Source organism: Bacillus massiliigorillae, assembly GCF_000380245.2.
Taxonomy (GTDB): domain Bacteria; phylum Bacillota; class Bacilli; order Bacillales; family DSM-1321; genus Bacillus_AD; species Bacillus_AD massiliigorillae.
In genome coordinates this window covers 2329400-2348661 of sequence record NZ_HG428741.1, presented here as the reverse complement: position 1 = coordinate 2348661, position 19262 = coordinate 2329400, and the positions used below count along the sequence as shown (strand labels likewise).

The window sequence follows — 19262 nt, the reverse complement described above, 5'->3', positions numbered from 1 at the left end:
AATGTATATATAATATTTTTTATAAGACGTTTAAAAGTAAATTTGATAAAGTTAAAAATAGAAACTATTAACTTAGAAACTATTATTATATTCATTTAACAAACAATCGAGTTCTTGGCTATGTTCAAGCGTTGTTGAACTGTTTAAACCGTATTCAGAGACGATTTGAAATAGTTCTTTACGCTTATTTTCAATTTGTTGCAATAATTCTTGATTTGACACAGTAGATAATCCTTTCGAAAATAATTGATTATAGGTATATGTAACTAGTAAAAAATGTAATTTTCCCTTTTAATAGTATAACTTTTCGTGGAAATAAATTCAAACATTTACTTTCATTGTTAATTGAATATTCTGTCAAATAAAATTCAATAATAATTTTTCCCTAAAATAACCTATTTTTGATAATATAGTTATATAAGATAGTATGTTAGGAGGTTGCACCATTGTCAGAGGTTAATATTTTTCTTGCTTTTGGAGCTGGATTCTTGAGTTTTATTTCACCTTGTTGTCTTCCGCTATATCCTGCATTTTTATCATATATTACTGGAATGAGTGTTGGAGAAATTAAATCAGAAAATGCAATGCTGCAAAGAAGAAGTATGCTACATACATTGTGTTTCTTAATAGGTTTTTCCATCATTTTTATCGCATTAGGATTTGGTACGTCGTTTTTAGGACAATTCTTTAAAAACTATGAAGATTTAATTAGACAAATAGGAGCGATTTTAATCCTATTTTTCGGTCTAGTGATTGTAGGTATTTTCAAGCCCCAATTTTTAATGAAAGATCATAAATTTCAATTGAAAAGTCGACCAAGTGGTTATTTAGGCTCTATATTAGTTGGGCTTGCATTTGCAGCTGGATGGACGCCATGTACAGGTCCTATTCTATCAGTTGTCTTAGCTATGGGTGTATCAAACCCTGACTCTGCTATGATGTATATGATTGCATATATACTTGGTTTTGCAATTCCTTTCTTCATTCTTTCTTTTTTTATTGGGAAAATGCAATGGATTAAGAAGCATAATGTATTCATTTTGAAAAGCGGTGGATATATCATGATTGTAATGGCTGTGGTCCTCTATTTTGATATGATGACAGGCATTTCTTCCTTTGTAACTAATACTTTTTTTAATGGTTGGACAGGATTCTAATGCGTTCGTTTTGTATACATTACAATAAGTGAAAAGTATATTTAATTTTTTTGAAATTTTTTCTAGAATCTGAGTTTTTTATAGTATACTAGTTAGAAGATATTGTAATAGTAAACGGATTTTAGTTAATGCTGATTTATATAAGTTTTCTATAAAGGGAAATAGGAAAACCCGTTTTTATAGGTAGGAGGTCCAACATTGGCTAGAATTTTGATTGTAGATGATGCGAAGTTTATGCGATTAACTTTATCTAGTATCTTGGTAAAAGCAAATCATGAAATCGTCGGGGAAGGTGAAAATGGTCAACAAGCTGTTGAACTGTATAACGAACACCAACCCGATATAGTTACTATGGATATCACAATGCCGGTAATGAGTGGACTTGAAGCGGTAAAAATCATAAAACAAGATAATCCGGAAGCGAAAATAATTATGTGTTCTGCTATGGGACAACAGAAAATGGTGGTAGAAGCCATCGAAGCTGGAGCAAAAGATTTTATTATTAAGCCGTTTGATGAAATGAGAGTAAATGATGCAATTAATCGTATTTTAAGATAAAATAGAAAAAACCTGTTCATTTCGAACAGGTCTTTTGATTTTCAATGTAAAAATTGGTAATATAATAAAGCAAATTCATACGAAAAATGTCTTACAACTAGGTGTACATTTATAGATGAATAAGCAACAGTTGTATACAATAAATGTAGTTAGCTTTTGCAATCCCATGAAAAGGACTGATGGATTTGATTTATATTTCAACGGGAATAGCTATATTAATGGCTTTGGGTGTTTTATTTATTAGAATGAAAGCTTCGAGTAAACCTGTTAGTAGCAAAAAAATAATATTACCACCTATTTTTATGAGTACGGGAGCGCTTATGTTTCTTTTTCCTTTCTTCCGAGTTACCTCAGCAGAAATATTAGAAGCACTATGTGTGGGGATGTTTTTTTCAATCTTTTTAATTAAAACGTCTACTTTTGAAATTCGAGATAATGATATTTACTTAAAACGATCAAAGGCGTTTGCATTTATTTTAATTGGTTTAGTAATCATACGCTTAGTTGGTAAACTGGTATTAAGTAGTACTATTGATGTTGGTCAACTAAGCGGTATGTTTTGGATTCTTGCGTTTGGAATGATTGTTCCATGGCGTGTAGCGATGTATGTACAGTATAAAAGACTACAAAATACAATGTTAAATACGGCAATCGTTAAAGCACCCTAAGTTGGGTGCTTTTTTCTATGTAACGAAAAATACTGACCTCTAAATGGCGATATAGAGGTCAGTACTCTTTGGGAAATAATTTAATAACTTTTAGGATTTTATGGCGGGACTGTGTGGGAATCGAACCCACCAGAGATGACACGCATCTCTCAGATGATTTTGAAGATCACGGGGCACACCAGTGTCCCTTCCAACCCCGTGTGACAACGTTTCTTATTATACAAAGAATGTTCACTAATGACAACATGATTTTTCTTATTTTCTTCACAAATTTATCAATATTAAATAAGTATCTCCTTAATCTTCTAACTTTACCATTTTGAGGGTAAAATCTTGCTATAAAATAAGCTACTTTATTATAATAGTATTGATATAGTGGAAGGGGAACAGGAGGTTATATCTATGTTGAGTGGCTGGTTTTTATGGTTTATTTTATTATGGGTTGTAGTGCTACTAGGATCTTTTGCTATCGGTGGATTTTTTATGTTCAGAAAATTCTTAAAAAGAATCCCGAAGCAAGATGGCTTGTCAGATATGGATTGGGAAGAGTATTATGTGAAAGAAACAGGAACGTTATGGACCAAGGATACTAAAGAGTTATTGGATGATTTAGTAAGCCCAGTACCTGAGTTATTCCGAGATGTTGCTAGACAAAAAATCGCAGGGAAAATTGGTGAGCTTGCGTTGCAAGAGAAAGCTAAGCTTATAGATGAAGACCTAATAATAAGAGGATACATAATAGCAAGCCCTAAGCGCGATCATAAATTCTTGCGTAAGAAGTTGCTGGAAAATAAAATTGATATTCAAATTTATCAGCATTTATTTGATTAATGAAAATAGAAAATGGCTTCATTTGAATGTCTTTTGACGTTTGAATGAAGCTTTTTTAGAGGCGTATTTATTTTATCGCTATAACAATAAATGCTTGGATAATAAAGGGTAAATATATAGTGAGATAAAAATTAGCTAATAGTAAGAAAAAATGGTTGAATTTTCATTGAATTTGTACTAATCTTTAATAGTGATTTTGATAATCGTTATCATTTAATTATAACAATTTTGTTAAAGAAGAAATGAAATTATAAAGATTGTTGAAGTAAGAAACTGAATATTTAAATTTTTGTTCTGGTGTAACAATTACCTTCTGTGTGTTTTTTTATTTGAAGAGTTATATGCCAGTTTGGAGTGAATGAATTTGTATAGAAAAATAATTTATATGTGCTTGTCATTATTAATTATCCTTTTCTCAAGTGTCCATTTAACAGCTTATGCAAAAGACGATGTGAAAGAATCAGCGAAGAATTTGGTAACTAGTTTAAAAGATGTTCAAGAGCAGTTGCAACAGAATGATATAGAAGCTGCAGATCAACTTTTCCGTGATTTTAAAGTAGAATGGACGAAAGTAAAGGGAGATATTAGAGAAGATTCACCAGAATCGTTACAAATGGTGGAATCGGAAATGGCTCAATTATCGCTATCTTTATTAAATGAAGAAAAAGAAAAATCTATTGAAAACTGTAATGAATTAATAGAGATTATGAACAAATATAGCGAGGGGACATTAAATACAAACCCTAATAAAATAGAAGAAAAAAGTTTATCTTCTTATATTACGTTACTAAAGGATACAAAAGAATCGCTTAAGAAGAATGATTTGGCAACGGGTAAACTTCAAGTCCAACAATTAACAAATGAGTGGCTTAGCGTTGAAGGTGATGTTGTCACGCAATCACAAAGCGTGTATAACAACGCTGAGAAATCATTAGTGTTGTTAGCTGCCTATGTTGAAGATGAAAGCAAGATTTCAAAAGCTATAAAGACTATTGATACATTAATTGTTGATTTAGAACCATTACAGAAAGATTCCTATGGTATATGGGATGCTGCATTAATTCCTATACGAGAAGGTGTAGAGGCACTGCTAGTGGTAGGTGCTTTACTAACTGTTGTAAAAAAAGCAAACGTTCAAAAAGGTCGTCGATGGATATGGGGCGGGACGTTACTTGGATTACTGGTCAGTATATTAATTGGAGTAGTAGTTTCATATATTTTAACGTCTATTTCATTTGGACAAAATAATTTCTTAATTAATGGATGGTCAGGTGTTCTAGCTAGTCTAATGCTTCTATATGTAAGTTATTGGCTACATCGTAATTCAAATGTGAAACAGTGGAATAGTTTTATTAAAGATCGAACAGAAATGGCACTTAGTAAGGGGAAAATGTTTTCCTTTGCGGCTTTAGCATTTTTAGCGATATTAAGAGAAGGTATGGAAACAGTTATTTTCTTAATTGGTATGGTTAATCGGATGCCAATGGAAAAGTTGTTGTTAGGAATAGCTTTAGGATTTAGTATTTTGATTATTATTGCTATATTGATGTTAAAAGTAGGAGCATATCTACCATTAAAACCGTTTTTCGTTGTATCAAGTTTAATCGTATTCTATATGTGTATTAAGTTTATGGGCTCTGGAATTCATAGCTTACAACTTTCCGGGCTAATTGATTCAACTGTCAATGAGAGCATACCAACAATTTCACTTTTAGGTGTATATCCATCTTGGTATAGTACAATACCTCAAGTAGCGATTTTTGCAATTGCTATTGGAGTTGTTATTTATAAACGTGTTAAACAAAGTCGTATTGAACAGAAAATTGGGGGAACAATTTCATGAAAATTGCAAACAAAGGGTTAAAAATCGTATTAATGTCATCACTATTAGCAGTACCTGCTTTAGCGGGATGTAATAATGATTCTTCAGAAAAGACAACAAGTGATAAGCCAAAAGAAACAGCGACAGTAGAAAAAGATAACGGGGTAAAAACTATTGCTGAATCACTTCAAAAATCGTTGCAAAATTTAACAGCAGCAATTGATAAGAACGATAAAGTAGAAATCGAAAAACTAGGGAAAGAGTTAAATAGCGAATGGTTGAAAAAAGAAAATGGCATTCGTGAAACATTCCCATTACTTTATACAGAAGTAGAAAAGTATATGCAGCCATTATATATCGGAGCTACTGGTGGCGCGCCAGATCAAAAGAAATTACAAGAATTAGCTGGACAGCTAGATGCTTCACTAACGAAGTTAGCAAGTGCTAAAGAAACAGAAGAGAAAACATCTGATATTTTAAATCAAGCTGTTGGACAATATGAGAAGTATGTTAATGAGGAAATTACAGCACTAGTTGCTTCTACTAAACTATTTACAGATGCTGTGAGAGCAAAAGATGTAGAAAAAGCAAAACAATATTATATTGAGTCACGTGTTCATTATGAACGAGTTGAGCCAGTTGCAGAAAGCTTTGGTGACCTTGATCCGAAAATCGATGCACGTGAAGGCGATGTTGACGAGGCTGAATGGGGTGGCTTCCATAAAATTGAGAAAGCACTATGGATGAATGAACCATTAGAGCCTATGGCTGCAGTGGCAGACCAATTAGATGCTAATATTTTAGAGTTAGAAAAACAAGTAAAAGAACTAAAATTACGTCCAACAACAGTAGTGGCTGGAGCAATGGAATTAATCAATGAAGCAGCTATTTCGAAAATAACTGGAGAAGAAGAGCGCTATTCTCACGTTGATTTAATGGACTTAGCGGCGAATGTAGAAGGTTCTCAAGCTGTGTACTTTGCAATTCTTCCTGCATTAAATGAAAATAATCGTGAATTAGGAAATAAACTAGATGCACAGTTCACTGTGTTAACGGATACGTTGCAACAATATAAAAAAAATGGTCAATATGTTCTTTATACAGAGTTAACAAAGGATCAAGTTCGTGACATCAGTCAAAAGCTAGCTGTATTAGCTGAATTAATGGGACAAACAGCGAAGATATTACAATAAGGAGGATTTATGATGGCGGATTCCTCTAGAAAAATTACAAGACGCGAATTATTAAAGCTTTCAGCTGTTGCTGGAGCAGGGGTAGCTATAGGAGCAAGCGGTTTAGGGGCTGTAACTGCTCTTTCAGAAGGCGGATTTTCAAAGTCTACAGTTTCTAAAGTAAATGATGAGGAACTTATTGTACCTTTTTATGGAGAACATCAAGCGGGAATTATTACTCCGCAGCAAACAAATATGTACATTGCTTCATTCAATTTAATGACGAATGATAGAAAAGATGTTATTAACCTTTTAAAAGATTGGACTAGCTTAAGTAATATATTAAGTAAAGGTAAAGTAAAAGACGATGATACAGTTAATGACTTTCAATCGCCAACAGATACTGGTGAATCAGAAGATTTAACTCCTTCACGATTAACGATTACATTTGGATTCGGACCATCCTTCTTTATGAAAGATGGTGTCGACCGATATGGCGTAGCCAAGCACAAACCAAAATATTTAAAAGATATACCAGCTACCAATGGTGAAGTATTGCAAGAACATTTGGTTGGAGGAGATCTTTGTATTCAAGTATGTGCGGATAGTCAACAAGTGGCTTTTCATTCAATACGTAATTTGATAAGAGCAGCATCTGGAACAGCACTTGTTCATTGGATGCAACAAGGCTTTATTAATGTACCAGACGGCGGAAAAACACCTAGAAATTTATTTGGCTTTAAGGATGGTACCGCGAATCCATCTGCAGATGATCAAAAATCATTACAAGAAATGGTTTGGGCTGGTGACAATGAGCCGGAGTGGATGAAGGCTGGCACCTATATGGCTTGCCGAAAAATTCAAATGTTCTTAGAAATGTGGGATCGTACTTCTCTTAAAGCGCAAGAAGATACATTCGGACGAAAGAAGAGCAGTGGAGCAGCCTATGGAAGTGTAGGGGAGCATGATGAAGTGGATACGTCCCAGCTTCCGAATGTTTCCCATACTAGGATTGCAAAAGAAACCGGTCAGCGAATTCTTCGACGTGCCTATTCTTATATGGATGGTATGGATCAAGTAACGGGCAATATGGATGCCGGACTTATGTTTATTTGTTTCCAACGTAATCCAGATAAGCAGTTTGTTCCGATGTTAAAGAAATTATCACAAATAGATATGATGAATGAATATATTAAACATATTGGTAGTGCTATGTTTGCTTGTCCTGGCGGTATTAAAAAAGGAGAGTATGTAGCACAGCGGCTTTTTGAATCTTAATTATGGAACTGTCTCAGCTGAGGCAGTTTTTCTTTTGGCTAATCTTCCATCTGCCATGCTCGGTCATAAGCCGTTCTGTTTTGAAAACTAAAAGCGGGTTTTCAAGAACAGTTCGTCTAGCCTTGCGCATGTCTCCTTATTGATTAAAAGCTATAACAAGAAGCAAATTCTAAATTCAAAAGGATCGGTGCTGGTTTTTCTTAATTTAAGAGGGTATATAATTTTGTGTGGTGTCCAATCTTACACCTGCTATGCTCTGAAATAAGCCAACCTGTTTTGAAAACCAAGTGCGGGTTTTCAAGAACAGCTCGTCTTATTTCTGCCGCATAGCTCTTTTTTGATTGGGAGTAAATCAAGGAGCGTAAACATCAATCAAAAAAGACCGGTGACGGTTTTTCTTAACAATCTGCTATAATATGGGGGAGCAAGAACTAGAAATGAGGGATGAATGTGAAATTCATACATACGGCCGATTGGCATCTAGGGAAAATAGTGCATGGTATTTACATGACTGAAAACCAAAGATATATTCTCCAAGAATTTGTGAAAATAGTAGAGGAAGAGCAGCCAGATGCAATAGTCATTGCTGGGGATTTATACGATCGTTCTGTTCCATCTACAGAAGCAGTTGAATTACTAGACGAAGTATTATTTCATATAAATATTACAATGAAAATACCACTAGTCGCTATTGCAGGTAATCATGATAGTGCGGAACGCTTATCGTTCGGTACGTCTTGGTATAAGCATAGCGATCTTTATATTCAAGGGAAAATTGAGGAAGATATTCAACCAATAAAAATTAAGGGAGTTAATTTTTATTGTGTTCCTTATGTTGAACCAGGGGTAATTAGACAATTATACAATGATGAATCTATTCATTCACATCAAGATGCAATGGCCGCAGTAATAGCTAGAATTGAAGAAAAGCTAGATAAAGATGAACCAAATGTGTTAGTCGGTCATTCTTTTGTTATTGGAGGAGAAACATCAGACTCGGAGCGTACACTTTCAGTTGGAGGTTCGGGCTGTGTTGCAAGTGAATTATATACACCTTTTTCTTATACTGCACTTGGTCATCTCCATAGCCCAGATGCTATTAAACATCCAACAATTCATTATTCAGGTTCATTGATGAAGTATTCGTTTTCTGAAGTTAATCAGAACAAATCAATCAACATTGTTGAAATGAAATCAGATGGGACTTTTACTTTGAAAAGACGTCCGTTAATACCGAAGCAAGACATGCGGGAATTAACAGGTTTTTTCAATGACTTGATGGATCCAGAATTTTATAAACAACAGAATACACAGGATTTCTTAAAGATAACACTATTGGATGAAGGTACAATTCTTGATCCTATTCATAGACTTCGACAAGTATATCCGTTTGTTTTACATCTGGAACGAAAATGGGATGTAACGGATTTAAAAAATAAGCAAAGTTATACAGTAGCAAAAGGTGAAAATAAATCTGAATTACAATTGTTTGAAAGCTTCTATGAGCAAATGACAGAGCGGAAATTTGATGAACAGAAGCATGATATTATGAAGCGAATTATTGATTCAGTGAAAAAAGAGGTGGAGATGTAAGATGAGACCACTACAATTAATATTGCAGGCCTTTGGTCCTTATGCTGCTAAAGAGGAAATTGATTTCACGAAATTAGGCAATCGCAATATGTTCGTCATTTCAGGAAAAACAGGAGCAGGTAAAACGACAATTTTTGACGGAATCAGTTTCGCGATTTATGGAAAAGCAAGTGGAGAAGAGCGTAATGGAACTGATTTAAGAAGTCATTTTGCTGATGCTGATATGACAACTGAAGTGTCATTGAAGTTCCAACTAAGAGATAAAACATATTATATTTGGCGATCTCCTATGCAGGATAGAAAGAAGAAGTCCGGAGAAGGCTTTACGACCTCTAATGCGAAAGCTGAATTGTATGAGATTACGAAAGATGGTAAGGAAATTCTGGCGGCAAATGTTAGAGATGTAGATGAAAAAATCAAAGAAATTATCGGTTTAGATGCGACGCAATTTAAGCAGATCTTGATGATTCCACAAGGTGATTTTAAGAAGCTACTTGTTTCTGAAAGTAAAGATAAAGAAGTTATTCTTCAAAAACTGTTTCACACACAAATTTACAAAAAAATTGAAGAAAAGTTAAAAGAAGAAGCGAGCACGATTAAAAAAGAAGAAGAACTTATTCAAATGGAAATAAATACACTTATTTCAAGTATTGAATGGAATCAAGATGATATAAAGAATGAAGCACCACAGCGTATTGTTGAACTTCTTGAAGAAGAAATGGAAAGGGGTAAAGAAGAGACAGAAAAGCTTCAAAATGAATATAAGTTAAAAGAAGCGTGGGAAAAAGCATTACAAAAAGAAATTTTTCATGGAAAAGAACTGCTTGTTAAATTTGAAGAGAAAAATAAATACACACAAGAAAAGCAAAGCTTAGAAGGTAAAAAAGAAACAATTGCTAATCAGAAAATAGAATTGCAGGCAGCTCAAAAAGCAAGCAATCTAGAGAAACAAGAGCATTCTTATTTACGTGTTGGAAAAAGGTTAACTGAAACAAAAGGGAGAGTTGATTCTTTAAAACAAGAAGCAAATGTACTTGAAAAAAGAAAGCTACAGTGTCAAGAAGCTTATACAATTGAAGCCAATAAAACTTCAGAAAGAGAAGAAGCAGCAGCTACAGTAATTAGCTTACAAGATCTACAAAAAGATGTACTTACATTTGCAAGTTTTCAAAAAGAAGTAGCGACTCTCGAAAGGAATTGGCAAGAGGAAAAAGCAAACTGCATTGCCCTTGAAAAGAAGTCAGAGCAAACAGAGCAGCTGTTGAAACAAATCGAAGGGCGAATCTCTGAAGCACAAAAATCAGCTGTTCTATACGGTGAAACCTTGCATGAGCATGAGAAACTGGAAGCGACGTTGCAGTTATTAAAAGAATTTAAGGATACAAATGCTGAAATCATTCAAGTTCGAAAAGCTCATAATGAGAAGCAATTAGAATTGAATGTAATGGAAGAAACGTTCCAAAAAGAAAAAAATGTATTGATGGAAATGGAAGCTGCTTTATTTCAGTCTCATGCTTTGCTTTTGGCGACTGAATTACGAGAAGGACAGCCATGTGCTGTTTGTGGATCGACATCCCACCCTAATCCAGCTACACATTCACAGAAATCAGGTGTGGCTTCTCAAGAAGACCATGAGAAGCAAAAAAGTAAATGTTTGAAATTAGAAAAACAAACACAAGTGTTACAGCAAGATGTGTATCGTTTGCACGTGCAGATTGAAAATCTAGACACTAGTATTGAAAAACAAGAAGAGTTACTGCAATCAAAATTATCATTCTTTGAAAGAAATGATTTTCAAACGGTACTTTTGCAGTTGAATTTACAATTAAAAAATACTTCAGAATCCCTGCTTCAACTTCAAAAAGAAAAAGATGAATTACTAAGTTTAGAATCGCAGTTAGAACAACTAAAGAAACAAATAGAAAGTCTTCATGAGAATAGTAAACAAACAAAAGCTAAAGAAGATGAAGTGAAAGAACGATTTATTCAATTGAGTACAAGGTTAGAAGGGATGGAAGAAAGAATCCCTGAGGAGCTGCGGTCAGAGCGAGCATTTGAGCAGGCATTACAGAATGCCATTTCAAAAAGAAACGAGCTTCAGCGTGTTCTTGAACAAAAGCAAGTAGCATTGCAACTAGTGTTAACGGAAGAAGCAAAATTGAAAAGTGCAATTGAAACGAATGAAAATAGTATGCAATCTTTACAAATTGAACTTGATGAAGAAAGAGAACTGTTTAAACAAGAAATGAATAATCAAGGATTTGAGACATATCAATCTTATAAAGAGGCGAAACGATCGGAAGCAGAAATGTTACTAATTCAAGAAGCGATTGAAGCGTTTGAAAAAGATTTTCAACGTGTTACTCACTTACTGAATAATTTAGAACTGGGATTAAAAGGAGTTGAAATGCCGGATATAGCTTCTATTGAACAGCAAGTACAGCAATTAGGAGAGGAAATGAAGCGAGAACGTACGGTAATTAGTGAGTTAATGCTTCAAATCCAACAAAATGAGAAAATTATTAGTAAGCTAACAAATAGTATTGCAAAGCAAGAACAAATACAACAGCAATACGTTACAATAGGTCATTTAGCGGATATGTCTAAAGGACAAAATCCTTTTAAAATAACATTTGAACGTTATGTTTTGGCAGCTTTCTTAGATGATATTCTGCAAGAAGCGAATGAACGTTTAACGAAGATGACGAGCGGTCGTTATCAGCTATTAAGGAAGGTTGATCCAACGCGTAAAAATGTTCAAAGTGGATTAGAATTGACTGTATTCGACCAATATACTGGTATGGAACGACACGTTAAAACATTAAGTGGTGGTGAGAGCTTTAAAGCGTCTCTTTCACTAGCACTTGGTCTTGCAGCAGTTGTTCAACAAAATGCGGGTGGCATTTCTTTAGAAACGATGTTTATTGATGAAGGGTTTGGAACGCTTGACCCCGAGTCATTAGATCAAGCTATTGAAGCGCTTTTAGAGATTCAAAGTAGTGGTCGTTTAGTTGGTATTATTTCACATGTTCCGGAATTAAAAGAGCGAATGGATGCTCGACTTGAGGTAATTGGTAGTCAAAGCGGCAGTACGACAAGATTTGTCTTATCATAGAGTGGAAAAGAGGTTGTCCATATTTGGACAATCTCTTTTTATTGAATGTTAAGCTTTTACTTTGCCTTTTCGAACGTTGAAGTAGTTGTATAAAAAGTCTGCTACTTCATAGTTTGTGGCTTTATGGTTATTAAAAATCGTATCACGCAATAAAGTTGTGACACCATCTTCTTCCGCGTGAATAATTTGTCCCCATTTACGAGCTGATGTTTGAACCATTGCACTACGAGGCTGTCTTTCAGCTTGATAGTGCTTAAAAGCTTCATTGTACGTTGCTTTTATTTCTAGTGCTTCGCCTAGAACATAGGCATCTTCAAGTGCTTGTACACCACCTTGCGCTAAATATTGTAACATTGGATGTGCAGCATCACCTAATAGTGTCACGTTACCTTCTGTCCAATTTTCAATTGGCAAACGGTCAAACATTGGCCAACGGAATTGTGTTGAAATAAAATCTAATGCACGCACTACTAATGGATGTGCTCCTTTAAAACGCTTTGCCATTTCTTCTGGTGTACCCCAGTCACCATTTGGTTTGTAATCATATGTTTTAAAAACCACTACTTGATTATAAAGTTCACCACGACGTACAGGATATTGAACTAAATGTAGGTTTGGACCAATCCACATGATTACATCATCCATAGCTACATCATCTTTTGAAGTGATTTCCTCAATTGGAATCGTACCGCGATATGCCACATATTCGGAGCAAATTGGTTTATCATTTGAAAATAATTTACGAACGTTAGATTTTAAACCATCTGCACCAATGACAGCTTCAGCCCTATATATTTCACCATTTTGGTTTGTAACGCTTGCTTGCCCATCTGTTTGCTGAACACTTTGGATGCTTTGATTGTTCATAAATTGGATACGATCTTGTTTTTGACATGCTTCGAATAATACCCGGTGTAAATCAGAACGATGAAGTACAATATATGGGTGTTTAAAATGTTCTTGGAAGCCTTCCGTTAAATCTAAAACAGCAACTTCTTTTGCTGTATATACATCTTTCAAAACGAGACGTTTGGGGAATACAGCAACTTTTGCAATTTCTTCTTTTACACCTAGTTGATCTAATACAAATAGAGCATTAGGTGCTAATTGAATACCAGCGCCAACTTCTCCAAATTCAGCAGCTTGTTCTATTACCGTTACGGACTTGTTTGTTCGTTGTACGATAGAAAGTGCTGCGGCTAAACCACCGATTCCTCCACCAACTACAATAATGTCACTGATTTTTGTCATGAATAATGGCCTCCTATTCTACAAAAAGAAATTTCAACAAATAGTGAACAATATCTCTTTATAATGGAAATTTAACTTGTGTGTGGTATGTTTGTCAATAATAAAAACGAAATATTCTGTTTTTTATTAATGAAATTACACAATCATTTGAAGGATTTTAGTCTCAACTTTACGTAGATAAAGAAGCGTAAGAGTTATTTGTAAGATGTTCAGCAACTAGCAGAGCACTGGGGAACTTTAGCAGTTAAAGCCTTTGGTCATGTGATTGTCGGTTATGCTATAAAATATGTCAGCTCAAAAGAAAATTTTTTTCTTTACTTGAAAGGAAATAAGCTAAAGAAGCGAGAATGAAATAAAAAATATCGTTGAATCATTAAACATGCAGTTTGATTAGAGAATAATTTTTGTTTTTTTTCGATAACTCTAACAGGTAATGTATGATGGAGTTTCGACGAATTGAAATTGGTTTATAAAAAATAGTGAAAGGATGTTCTTACAATGATTATTGAAGTTTCAGGTCAATCGGACAGTCCTCAATTACAGCAGAAGGATCGTATGTTATCCATCTATTCCTCTGCATTCGGAATTTTAAGAAAAGAACTTATTAATAATATAGGTATGAAAAGAATGAAAGGCTTTTTGCTACGGTATGGATGGGAAATGGGAACCAGTGATGCGAAAAAAGAAATAGCAAATGGATCTTCATTAGAGGCATTGCTGAAACAGGGACCTGTTTATCACCATCTGAACGGATATATAAAAAGCATAGTATATGAGGCGGATTTTGAATTTGGGTCTGATCAAATGATCAAATGTGTTAAAGGGAAAGGGACATGGATAGGGTCTTATGAAGCAGAAGAACACATTAAGCGTCTCGGTATTTCTGAAACACAAGTTTGTCATATGAATGTTGGTTATTTAAATGGATATTTAACAACGGTATGTAATCATCCGGTTATAGCAAAAGAAGTCTCATGTGTCGGAAGGGGTGACGATAAATGTGAATGGGTTCTAAAATCACAAGATTCTTGGGAAGATGAAATCGAAGAAGAGTTGGAATATTATCACGAAACTCCAATTGTTAAAGAACTAGAATATACATACGAACAACTTCTTGAACAGCGCAACTTTATTACGAAAGTATCGTATATTCATAAAAGGCTAACGGAAGAAATTATAGATGGCAATAATCTACAAAATATTACCGATATCGTACATGAGATATCAGATATCCCTTGCATGATCTATGATTTGAATTTTCGAACACTTGCATACTCGGGATTAACAGAGGAAGATTTTATGAAGTTGGAACAGGACTTTAAGGGGCGTATACAGAAATCACCCGAATCTTTATTTAACGGTGCTGGCTATGAATTAAATTCTTTAGAAAGGAACGCGGTAATCAGTACAGAGCAACAAAAACGTCTTATTGCACCAGTTATTGTAAGAAAACAAATCATTGGTTACAGTACTTTAATCTATATTGAAGGTGAAAATTTATATCGGGAAAATGATTTTTTGATACTTGAAAGGGTCGCTAATGCTGTTTCTTTATTTCTTTTGAACGAGAAGACAAGCTTTGAATCATTCGAAAGGATGAAAGGGAATTTTCTGGAGCAATTATTAAATAAACAATACTTATTGCGAAAAGAAATTCTTAAGCGAGGAATATACGTTAATATTGATCTTGCAAAACCATTTCGTATTATTGTATTAGGTTATCACCATAAACAATTAAATCATATGAATGATGAATTTCTACTTTATGAACAAATATTAGAAACAGCCTTACTGTTTTTTAAAGAACGAAATCATGACGTATTGATTGGCCAACGTGAGGGGAATGTAGTTTTTTTAGTTAATAATGATGTTGTTAAAAAAAATGACATAATTAAAATATTCAAAGAATTATCTAAAAATTTAGAAAAAATATTTAAAAATTGTATAATTAAAATCGGGATTAGCTCAGAAGGTAAACAAATCGAAAATGTTTCCCAATATCATGATGAAGCAGTATTAGCACTAAGAATGACTACAACGAAGAAAGCTGTCTCTTATGACGACTTGGGTGTTGTAGGGGTATTGATTAAGTCAACAAATGAAAGTGAAGTTAAATCAATGGCAAAGCTATTATTGGGGCCCATTTATGATGATGAATCCCCTAATATCAAGCTTATTAAAACACTTTATGTTTTTTTGTCGAATGGTGGAAGATTAGAGCAGACGATGAGAGATCTCTCGTTATCCATGAGTGGATTATTATACCGGTTACAAAAAATAGAATCTGTCATTAACAGAGATCTCCGTGATCCTAAAGATAGTCACCAGCTGTTTCTAATATTGGAAGCCTTGATCGCATTAGGAGAATTAGAAATAGAATAAATTAGAATATATAAGTTATTTTTGAAAAGCAGCTGCGGATTTGATGGGTACTTCCCATAAATCTGGAGCTTTTTTTATCTTTGTAAAAACAAAACCAATAAAAAATTACTAATTTCTCGTATAATTCCATATGATTTTATCTCTAGTTTTCGAGCCCTCCATTTTTCTATAATTCTATTAACCGCTACATGAAAGCGCTTAAATTGAACAAGCGAGTAAAACTTTACATTTTAACAGAAAGGGTGGAAAGCTATATGTCAATGATTTCAACGAGAAAAATTCGAACAGGAAGTTACGAAACAGTTCTTCATGAAGGAGGAGAACAAAACAAGGAAACAGTCATATTTCTTCATGGCGGTGGTCCTGGAGCAACTGCTATGTCGAATTGGAAGGATGTCTTACCTACATTTTGTGATAGATACCATGTATTAGCTCCTGATATTCGGGGATTTGGGAGTACAGACCATCCTGAGGAACCTCCAACAGATATGTTAGGATGGATGCGTCAAAGGGTTAACCAAATCGCAGCTTTGATGGATGAACTTGGTATAGATAAAGCGCACCTTGTAGGGAATTCAATGGGAGGAGCTCTTACTCTTAATCTAATAATGGATATGCCAGAACGTTTTAATCGCGTTATTCTGATGGGGAGCGCAGGTGCTTCGACAGAACCTACACCAGAGCTTTATAGGATGTCTAACTTTTATAAAGATCCAACTCCTATTGCACTTGAAAACTTATTTAGATGGTTTGTGTACGATGAGGAAGTACTTGGTGACAAACTAAAATCAATTACTGAGGAGCGGTATCAAGAGGTTATGCGTGTCGAAGTTAAAAAATCATATGAATCTATGTTTAAAATTCCTCCTTTTATGACCATACCTCCATCAGCGCTTAGAAGAATGAATCATCCGTTTTTACTTCTTCATGGACGTGATGATCGCTTTGTCCCATATGAAGGGAGTATCCAATTTTTGAAGCATCTACCAAACGTACAATTGCATGTTTTCGATCGTTGTGGCCATTGGGTGCAAGTAGAAAGAAAAAAAGAGTTTATTAAGTTAGTATCGGATTTCTTAGGAGAAGAGCTATAAATCATTTGAGTAAAGGAGAATAAATTCATGAAAAATAATCTTTCAGAGATTGATTTATTGCAAACCAATGAGGGACTAGTAGAAAGGGCAAAGAGCTTTGTTTCAAAATTACGTGAACGAGCTTGCGAGACGGAAGAACTTCGAAGAGTACCAGAAGATGTCATTGCTGCAATGAAAGATGAAGGGCTCTTCAAAATCCTTCGTCCAAAAAGATATGGTGGTCATCAAGCGAATATTAGAACATATTTAGATTGTCTTGTCGAGATTTCACGCGGTTGCGGGTCGACTGGCTGGGTATATTCTCTTTGTAATATTCGTGAATTAATGATAGCGGAATCCTTTTCTGAAAAAACACATCAAGAGATTTATGGCCAAGGGACAGATGTCGTATTTGCTGGTGTATTTGAACCTCGAGAAATCTCAGTTCGCCGCGTTGATGGAGGTTATTACATCGATCAGGGAAAATGGATGTTTTGCTCTGGTAGCGTCCATGCAACATGGGGATATTTTGGGATGCCAATTGTTGATGAGGCTGGCGTCATCGTTGATCAAGGTTTGATCACGTTACCTTTTAAAGATATAGAAATCGGTGATGATTGGCATACACTTGGTATGAGAGGTACATCTAGCCATAGTGTCATAATAAAAGATACATTTATACCTGATCATCGTTGTGTATCTTTATCAGAGGCAAAAAACGGGAACTTTCAATCCAAACATCTCCGAGATGAGTCATTATATAATACTGCGCTCTTTCCAGCTCTGAACTTGTCATTATCAGCTCCAGCTTTAGGGATAGCGCGAGCTGCCTTGGATTTATTTATGGAAAGGCTTCCAAATCGTAGAATAAGCTATACGTTTTACAATAAACAAATCGAAGCTCCTGTTACACATTTACAGCTTTCAGAAGCATCATTGAAAATTGACTCGGCAGCAATGCATTTTTATCGCGTTGCAGATGAACTTGATGCTTTTGCTGAAAGTGGTAAATATATGGATGTTAAAACTAGAGTTAAAGTGAATGGAGATATGGGGATAGCCGTGGAATATTGTAAGGAAGCCCTTGATATTTTAATCGGTGCTAGCGGGGGATCTTATATTTACGATGGGAACCCATTACAGCGGGTATTTCGTGATTTTTGGTCGATGTATGTCCATGGAGCGATTTTACCGTCATCACAACTGGAAACCTATGGTCGTTCACTGTGCGGATTAGAACCGAATAAAGATTTTTTGTAAACCATTTATGAAAGTAGGGATAATATGAATCCAGAAATTGCAAAATTAGGACATGTTTCATTAGTGACGCCAAATTTGGAGAAATCACTTTGGTTTTTTCATGAGGTAATCGGCTTGGAAATTACTGAGCGATCAAGTGACACTGTATACTTACGTGCCAACGGGGAGTTTGAGCATCATAGTCTTATACTTAAAGCTGGAGACCGAGCTTATATGGACCATATTGGATGGCGAGTGAAGCGTCCAGAGGACGTGGAATTATTTGAACACATATTGAAAAAAACTGATAATGTAGTTCGGAAAATTCCGAAAGGTCAAGAAGCAGGCCAAGGGGATGCAATTAGCTTTCAAATGCCAACTGGTCATAAGTTTGAATTATATTATGATGTTGAAAAACCACTTGCTCCTGAAGGTGAACGATCAGTATTGAAGAATCAAACGTATAAATCATGGAATCGAGGCATCTCTCCCCGCAGAATTGATCATGTAAATATATGGACTTCACATGATCCAGGGGCTGCTCATAATTGGTTAGCGGAGCAATTAGGTTTTAAAATGCGAGAATATATTCGCTTAGATAACGGTCAAGTGATTAGTGGATGGATGAGTGTTACGCCTCTTGTTCACGATATTGCAGTAATGGCTGAACCAAATGCCCCAACGCCTGCAAGATTACATCATGTGGCATATTGGTTAGACAACGCTCAAGATGTACTTAGGGCTTGTGATATTTTACGTGAACATGGAATAACCCCAGATTCAGGTCCTGGAAAGCATGGCATTAGTCAGGCACTTTTCACTTATGTACGAGATCCTGGAAGCGGGCATCGAGTAGAATTATTCAGCAATGGTTATTTAATTTTTGACCCAGATTGGGAACCAATTGAGTGGAAAGAAGAGGAATTAGCGCTCGGACTTACAATGTGGGGACCAACAGAGTATGTACCTCATCGAAATAATCATATTATGGATCGAACAACAGAAGCGTAAAGGCATTTAAATCGACTACTTCCATTAACATTACTTAAGTTATTACAAGATATAAAAAGTAGGAAGAATCGTAAAAGAGTAAAGAGGCTTCCTAAAAGGGAATGAAAATCGC

At 35.0% G+C, this 19262-nt stretch carries 15 protein-coding genes and 1 tRNA gene; 13 read left to right on the top strand and 3 right to left on the bottom strand.

Annotated elements, in window-relative coordinates; genetic code table 11:
* Positions 1 to 72 precede the first annotated feature (72 nt).
* On the bottom strand, positions 73 to 222 hold the full coding sequence (locus TX86_RS26275; RefSeq protein ID WP_081707635.1) for an aspartyl-phosphate phosphatase Spo0E family protein: 150 nt from the start codon (positions 220 to 222) through the stop codon (positions 73 to 75).
* A 224-nt stretch (positions 223 to 446) separates the two neighbouring features.
* Here TX86_RS26275 and TX86_RS10820 point away from each other — a divergent pair, with 224 nt between their 5' ends.
* From TX86_RS10820 to TX86_RS10810, 3 genes are all read left to right on the top strand, one after another.
* On the top strand, positions 447 to 1157 hold the full coding sequence (locus tag TX86_RS10820) for a cytochrome c biogenesis CcdA family protein (protein ID WP_042348752.1): 711 nt from the start codon (positions 447 to 449) through the stop codon (positions 1155 to 1157).
* A 198-nt stretch (positions 1158 to 1355) separates the two neighbouring features.
* Complete coding sequence (locus TX86_RS10815; protein ID WP_042348751.1) at positions 1356 to 1715, top strand: response regulator; 360 nt, start codon at positions 1356 to 1358, stop codon at positions 1713 to 1715.
* Positions 1716 to 1894: 179 nt separating this feature from the next.
* Positions 1895 to 2383, top strand: coding sequence for a CcdC family protein (locus tag TX86_RS10810; protein ID WP_042348750.1), 489 nt, complete (start codon positions 1895 to 1897; stop codon positions 2381 to 2383).
* 101 nt (positions 2384 to 2484) lie between these two features.
* Here the strand turns inward: TX86_RS10810 and TX86_RS26705 are convergent.
* Positions 2485 to 2581 (bottom strand) — tRNA-Sec (locus TX86_RS26705).
* Positions 2582 to 2785: 204 nt separating this feature from the next.
* Here TX86_RS26705 and TX86_RS10805 point away from each other — a divergent pair.
* The 6 genes from TX86_RS10805 to TX86_RS10780 all read left to right on the top strand — a co-directional run bounded on the left by TX86_RS10805 (position 2786) and on the right by TX86_RS10780 (position 12194).
* The gene (locus TX86_RS10805; protein WP_042348749.1) at positions 2786 to 3214 is read left to right on the top strand and encodes a DUF2621 family protein; all 429 of its coding nucleotides are present in this window, start codon (positions 2786 to 2788) and stop codon (positions 3212 to 3214) included.
* Between the two features lie 364 nt (positions 3215 to 3578).
* On the top strand, positions 3579 to 5057 hold the full coding sequence (locus TX86_RS10800; protein WP_230203611.1) for an FTR1 family iron permease: 1479 nt from the start codon (positions 3579 to 3581) through the stop codon (positions 5055 to 5057).
* On the top strand, positions 5054 to 6229 hold the full coding sequence (gene efeO / locus TX86_RS10795; protein ID WP_042348747.1) for an iron uptake system protein EfeO: 1176 nt from the start codon (positions 5054 to 5056) through the stop codon (positions 6227 to 6229). The genes TX86_RS10800 and efeO overlap by 4 nt, the downstream gene beginning before the upstream one ends.
* Before the next feature lie 12 nt (positions 6230 to 6241).
* Complete coding sequence (gene efeB, locus TX86_RS10790) at positions 6242 to 7486, top strand: iron uptake transporter deferrochelatase/peroxidase subunit (RefSeq protein ID WP_042348745.1); 1245 nt, start codon at positions 6242 to 6244, stop codon at positions 7484 to 7486.
* Positions 7487 to 7936: 450 nt separating this feature from the next.
* Positions 7937 to 9079, top strand: coding sequence for an exonuclease SbcCD subunit D (locus TX86_RS10785; protein ID WP_042348744.1), 1143 nt, complete (start codon positions 7937 to 7939; stop codon positions 9077 to 9079).
* Position 9080: 1 nt separating this feature from the next.
* Positions 9081 to 12194 carry an AAA family ATPase gene (locus tag TX86_RS10780; RefSeq protein WP_042348742.1) on the top strand — a complete coding sequence of 1038 codons (3114 nt, stop codon included), beginning with the start codon at positions 9081 to 9083 and terminating at the stop codon, positions 12192 to 12194.
* A gap of 48 nt (positions 12195 to 12242) precedes the next feature.
* Here TX86_RS10780 and TX86_RS10775 read toward each other — a convergent pair whose 3' ends face one another.
* Positions 12243 to 13445 carry an FAD-dependent monooxygenase gene (locus TX86_RS10775; protein ID WP_042348741.1) on the bottom strand — a complete coding sequence of 401 codons (1203 nt, stop codon included), beginning with the start codon at positions 13443 to 13445 and terminating at the stop codon, positions 12243 to 12245.
* A 498-nt stretch (positions 13446 to 13943) separates the two neighbouring features.
* On the opposite strand from TX86_RS10775, the gene TX86_RS10770 reads away from it, so the two are divergent.
* The 4 genes from TX86_RS10770 to TX86_RS10755 all read left to right on the top strand — a co-directional run bounded on the left by TX86_RS10770 (position 13944) and on the right by TX86_RS10755 (position 19150).
* A complete protein-coding gene (locus TX86_RS10770; RefSeq protein WP_042348739.1) occupies positions 13944 to 15827 on the top strand; it encodes a XylR N-terminal domain-containing protein in 1884 nt (627 codons plus the stop codon).
* A gap of 254 nt (positions 15828 to 16081) precedes the next feature.
* Positions 16082 to 16921 (top strand): alpha/beta fold hydrolase, encoded by an 840-nt coding sequence (locus TX86_RS10765; protein WP_042348738.1) that lies wholly within the window; start codon positions 16082 to 16084, stop codon positions 16919 to 16921.
* Positions 16922 to 16948: 27 nt separating this feature from the next.
* Positions 16949 to 18160 carry an acyl-CoA dehydrogenase family protein gene (locus TX86_RS10760; protein WP_042348737.1) on the top strand — a complete coding sequence of 404 codons (1212 nt, stop codon included), beginning with the start codon at positions 16949 to 16951 and terminating at the stop codon, positions 18158 to 18160.
* 24 nt (positions 18161 to 18184) lie between these two features.
* The gene (locus TX86_RS10755) at positions 18185 to 19150 is read left to right on the top strand and encodes a VOC family protein (RefSeq protein ID WP_042348736.1); all 966 of its coding nucleotides are present in this window, start codon (positions 18185 to 18187) and stop codon (positions 19148 to 19150) included.
* Positions 19151 to 19262 lie beyond the last annotated feature (112 nt).

Bases quoted from the DNA above. Each gene is read 5' to 3' on its own strand.
- TX86_RS10810 (WP_042348750.1), top strand. From the start codon at position 1,895: ATGGATTTGATTTATATTTCAACGGGAATAGCTATATTAATGGCTTTG.
- TX86_RS10805 (WP_042348749.1), top strand. From the start codon at position 2,786: ATGTTGAGTGGCTGGTTTTTATGGTTTATTTTATTATGGGTTGTAGTG.
- efeO (WP_042348747.1), top strand. From the start codon at position 5,054: ATGAAAATTGCAAACAAAGGGTTAAAAATCGTATTAATGTCATCACTA.
- efeB (WP_042348745.1), top strand. From the start codon at position 6,242: ATGGCGGATTCCTCTAGAAAAATTACAAGACGCGAATTATTAAAGCTT.
- TX86_RS10780 (WP_042348742.1), top strand. From the start codon at position 9,081: ATGAGACCACTACAATTAATATTGCAGGCCTTTGGTCCTTATGCTGCT.
- TX86_RS10775 (WP_042348741.1), bottom strand. From the start codon at position 13,445: ATGACAAAAATCAGTGACATTATTGTAGTTGGTGGAGGAATCGGTGGT.
- TX86_RS10770 (WP_042348739.1), top strand. From the start codon at position 13,944: ATGATTATTGAAGTTTCAGGTCAATCGGACAGTCCTCAATTACAGCAG.
- TX86_RS10765 (WP_042348738.1), top strand. From the start codon at position 16,082: ATGTCAATGATTTCAACGAGAAAAATTCGAACAGGAAGTTACGAAACA.
- TX86_RS10760 (WP_042348737.1), top strand. From the start codon at position 16,949: ATGAAAAATAATCTTTCAGAGATTGATTTATTGCAAACCAATGAGGGA.
- TX86_RS10755 (WP_042348736.1), top strand. From the start codon at position 18,185: ATGAATCCAGAAATTGCAAAATTAGGACATGTTTCATTAGTGACGCCA.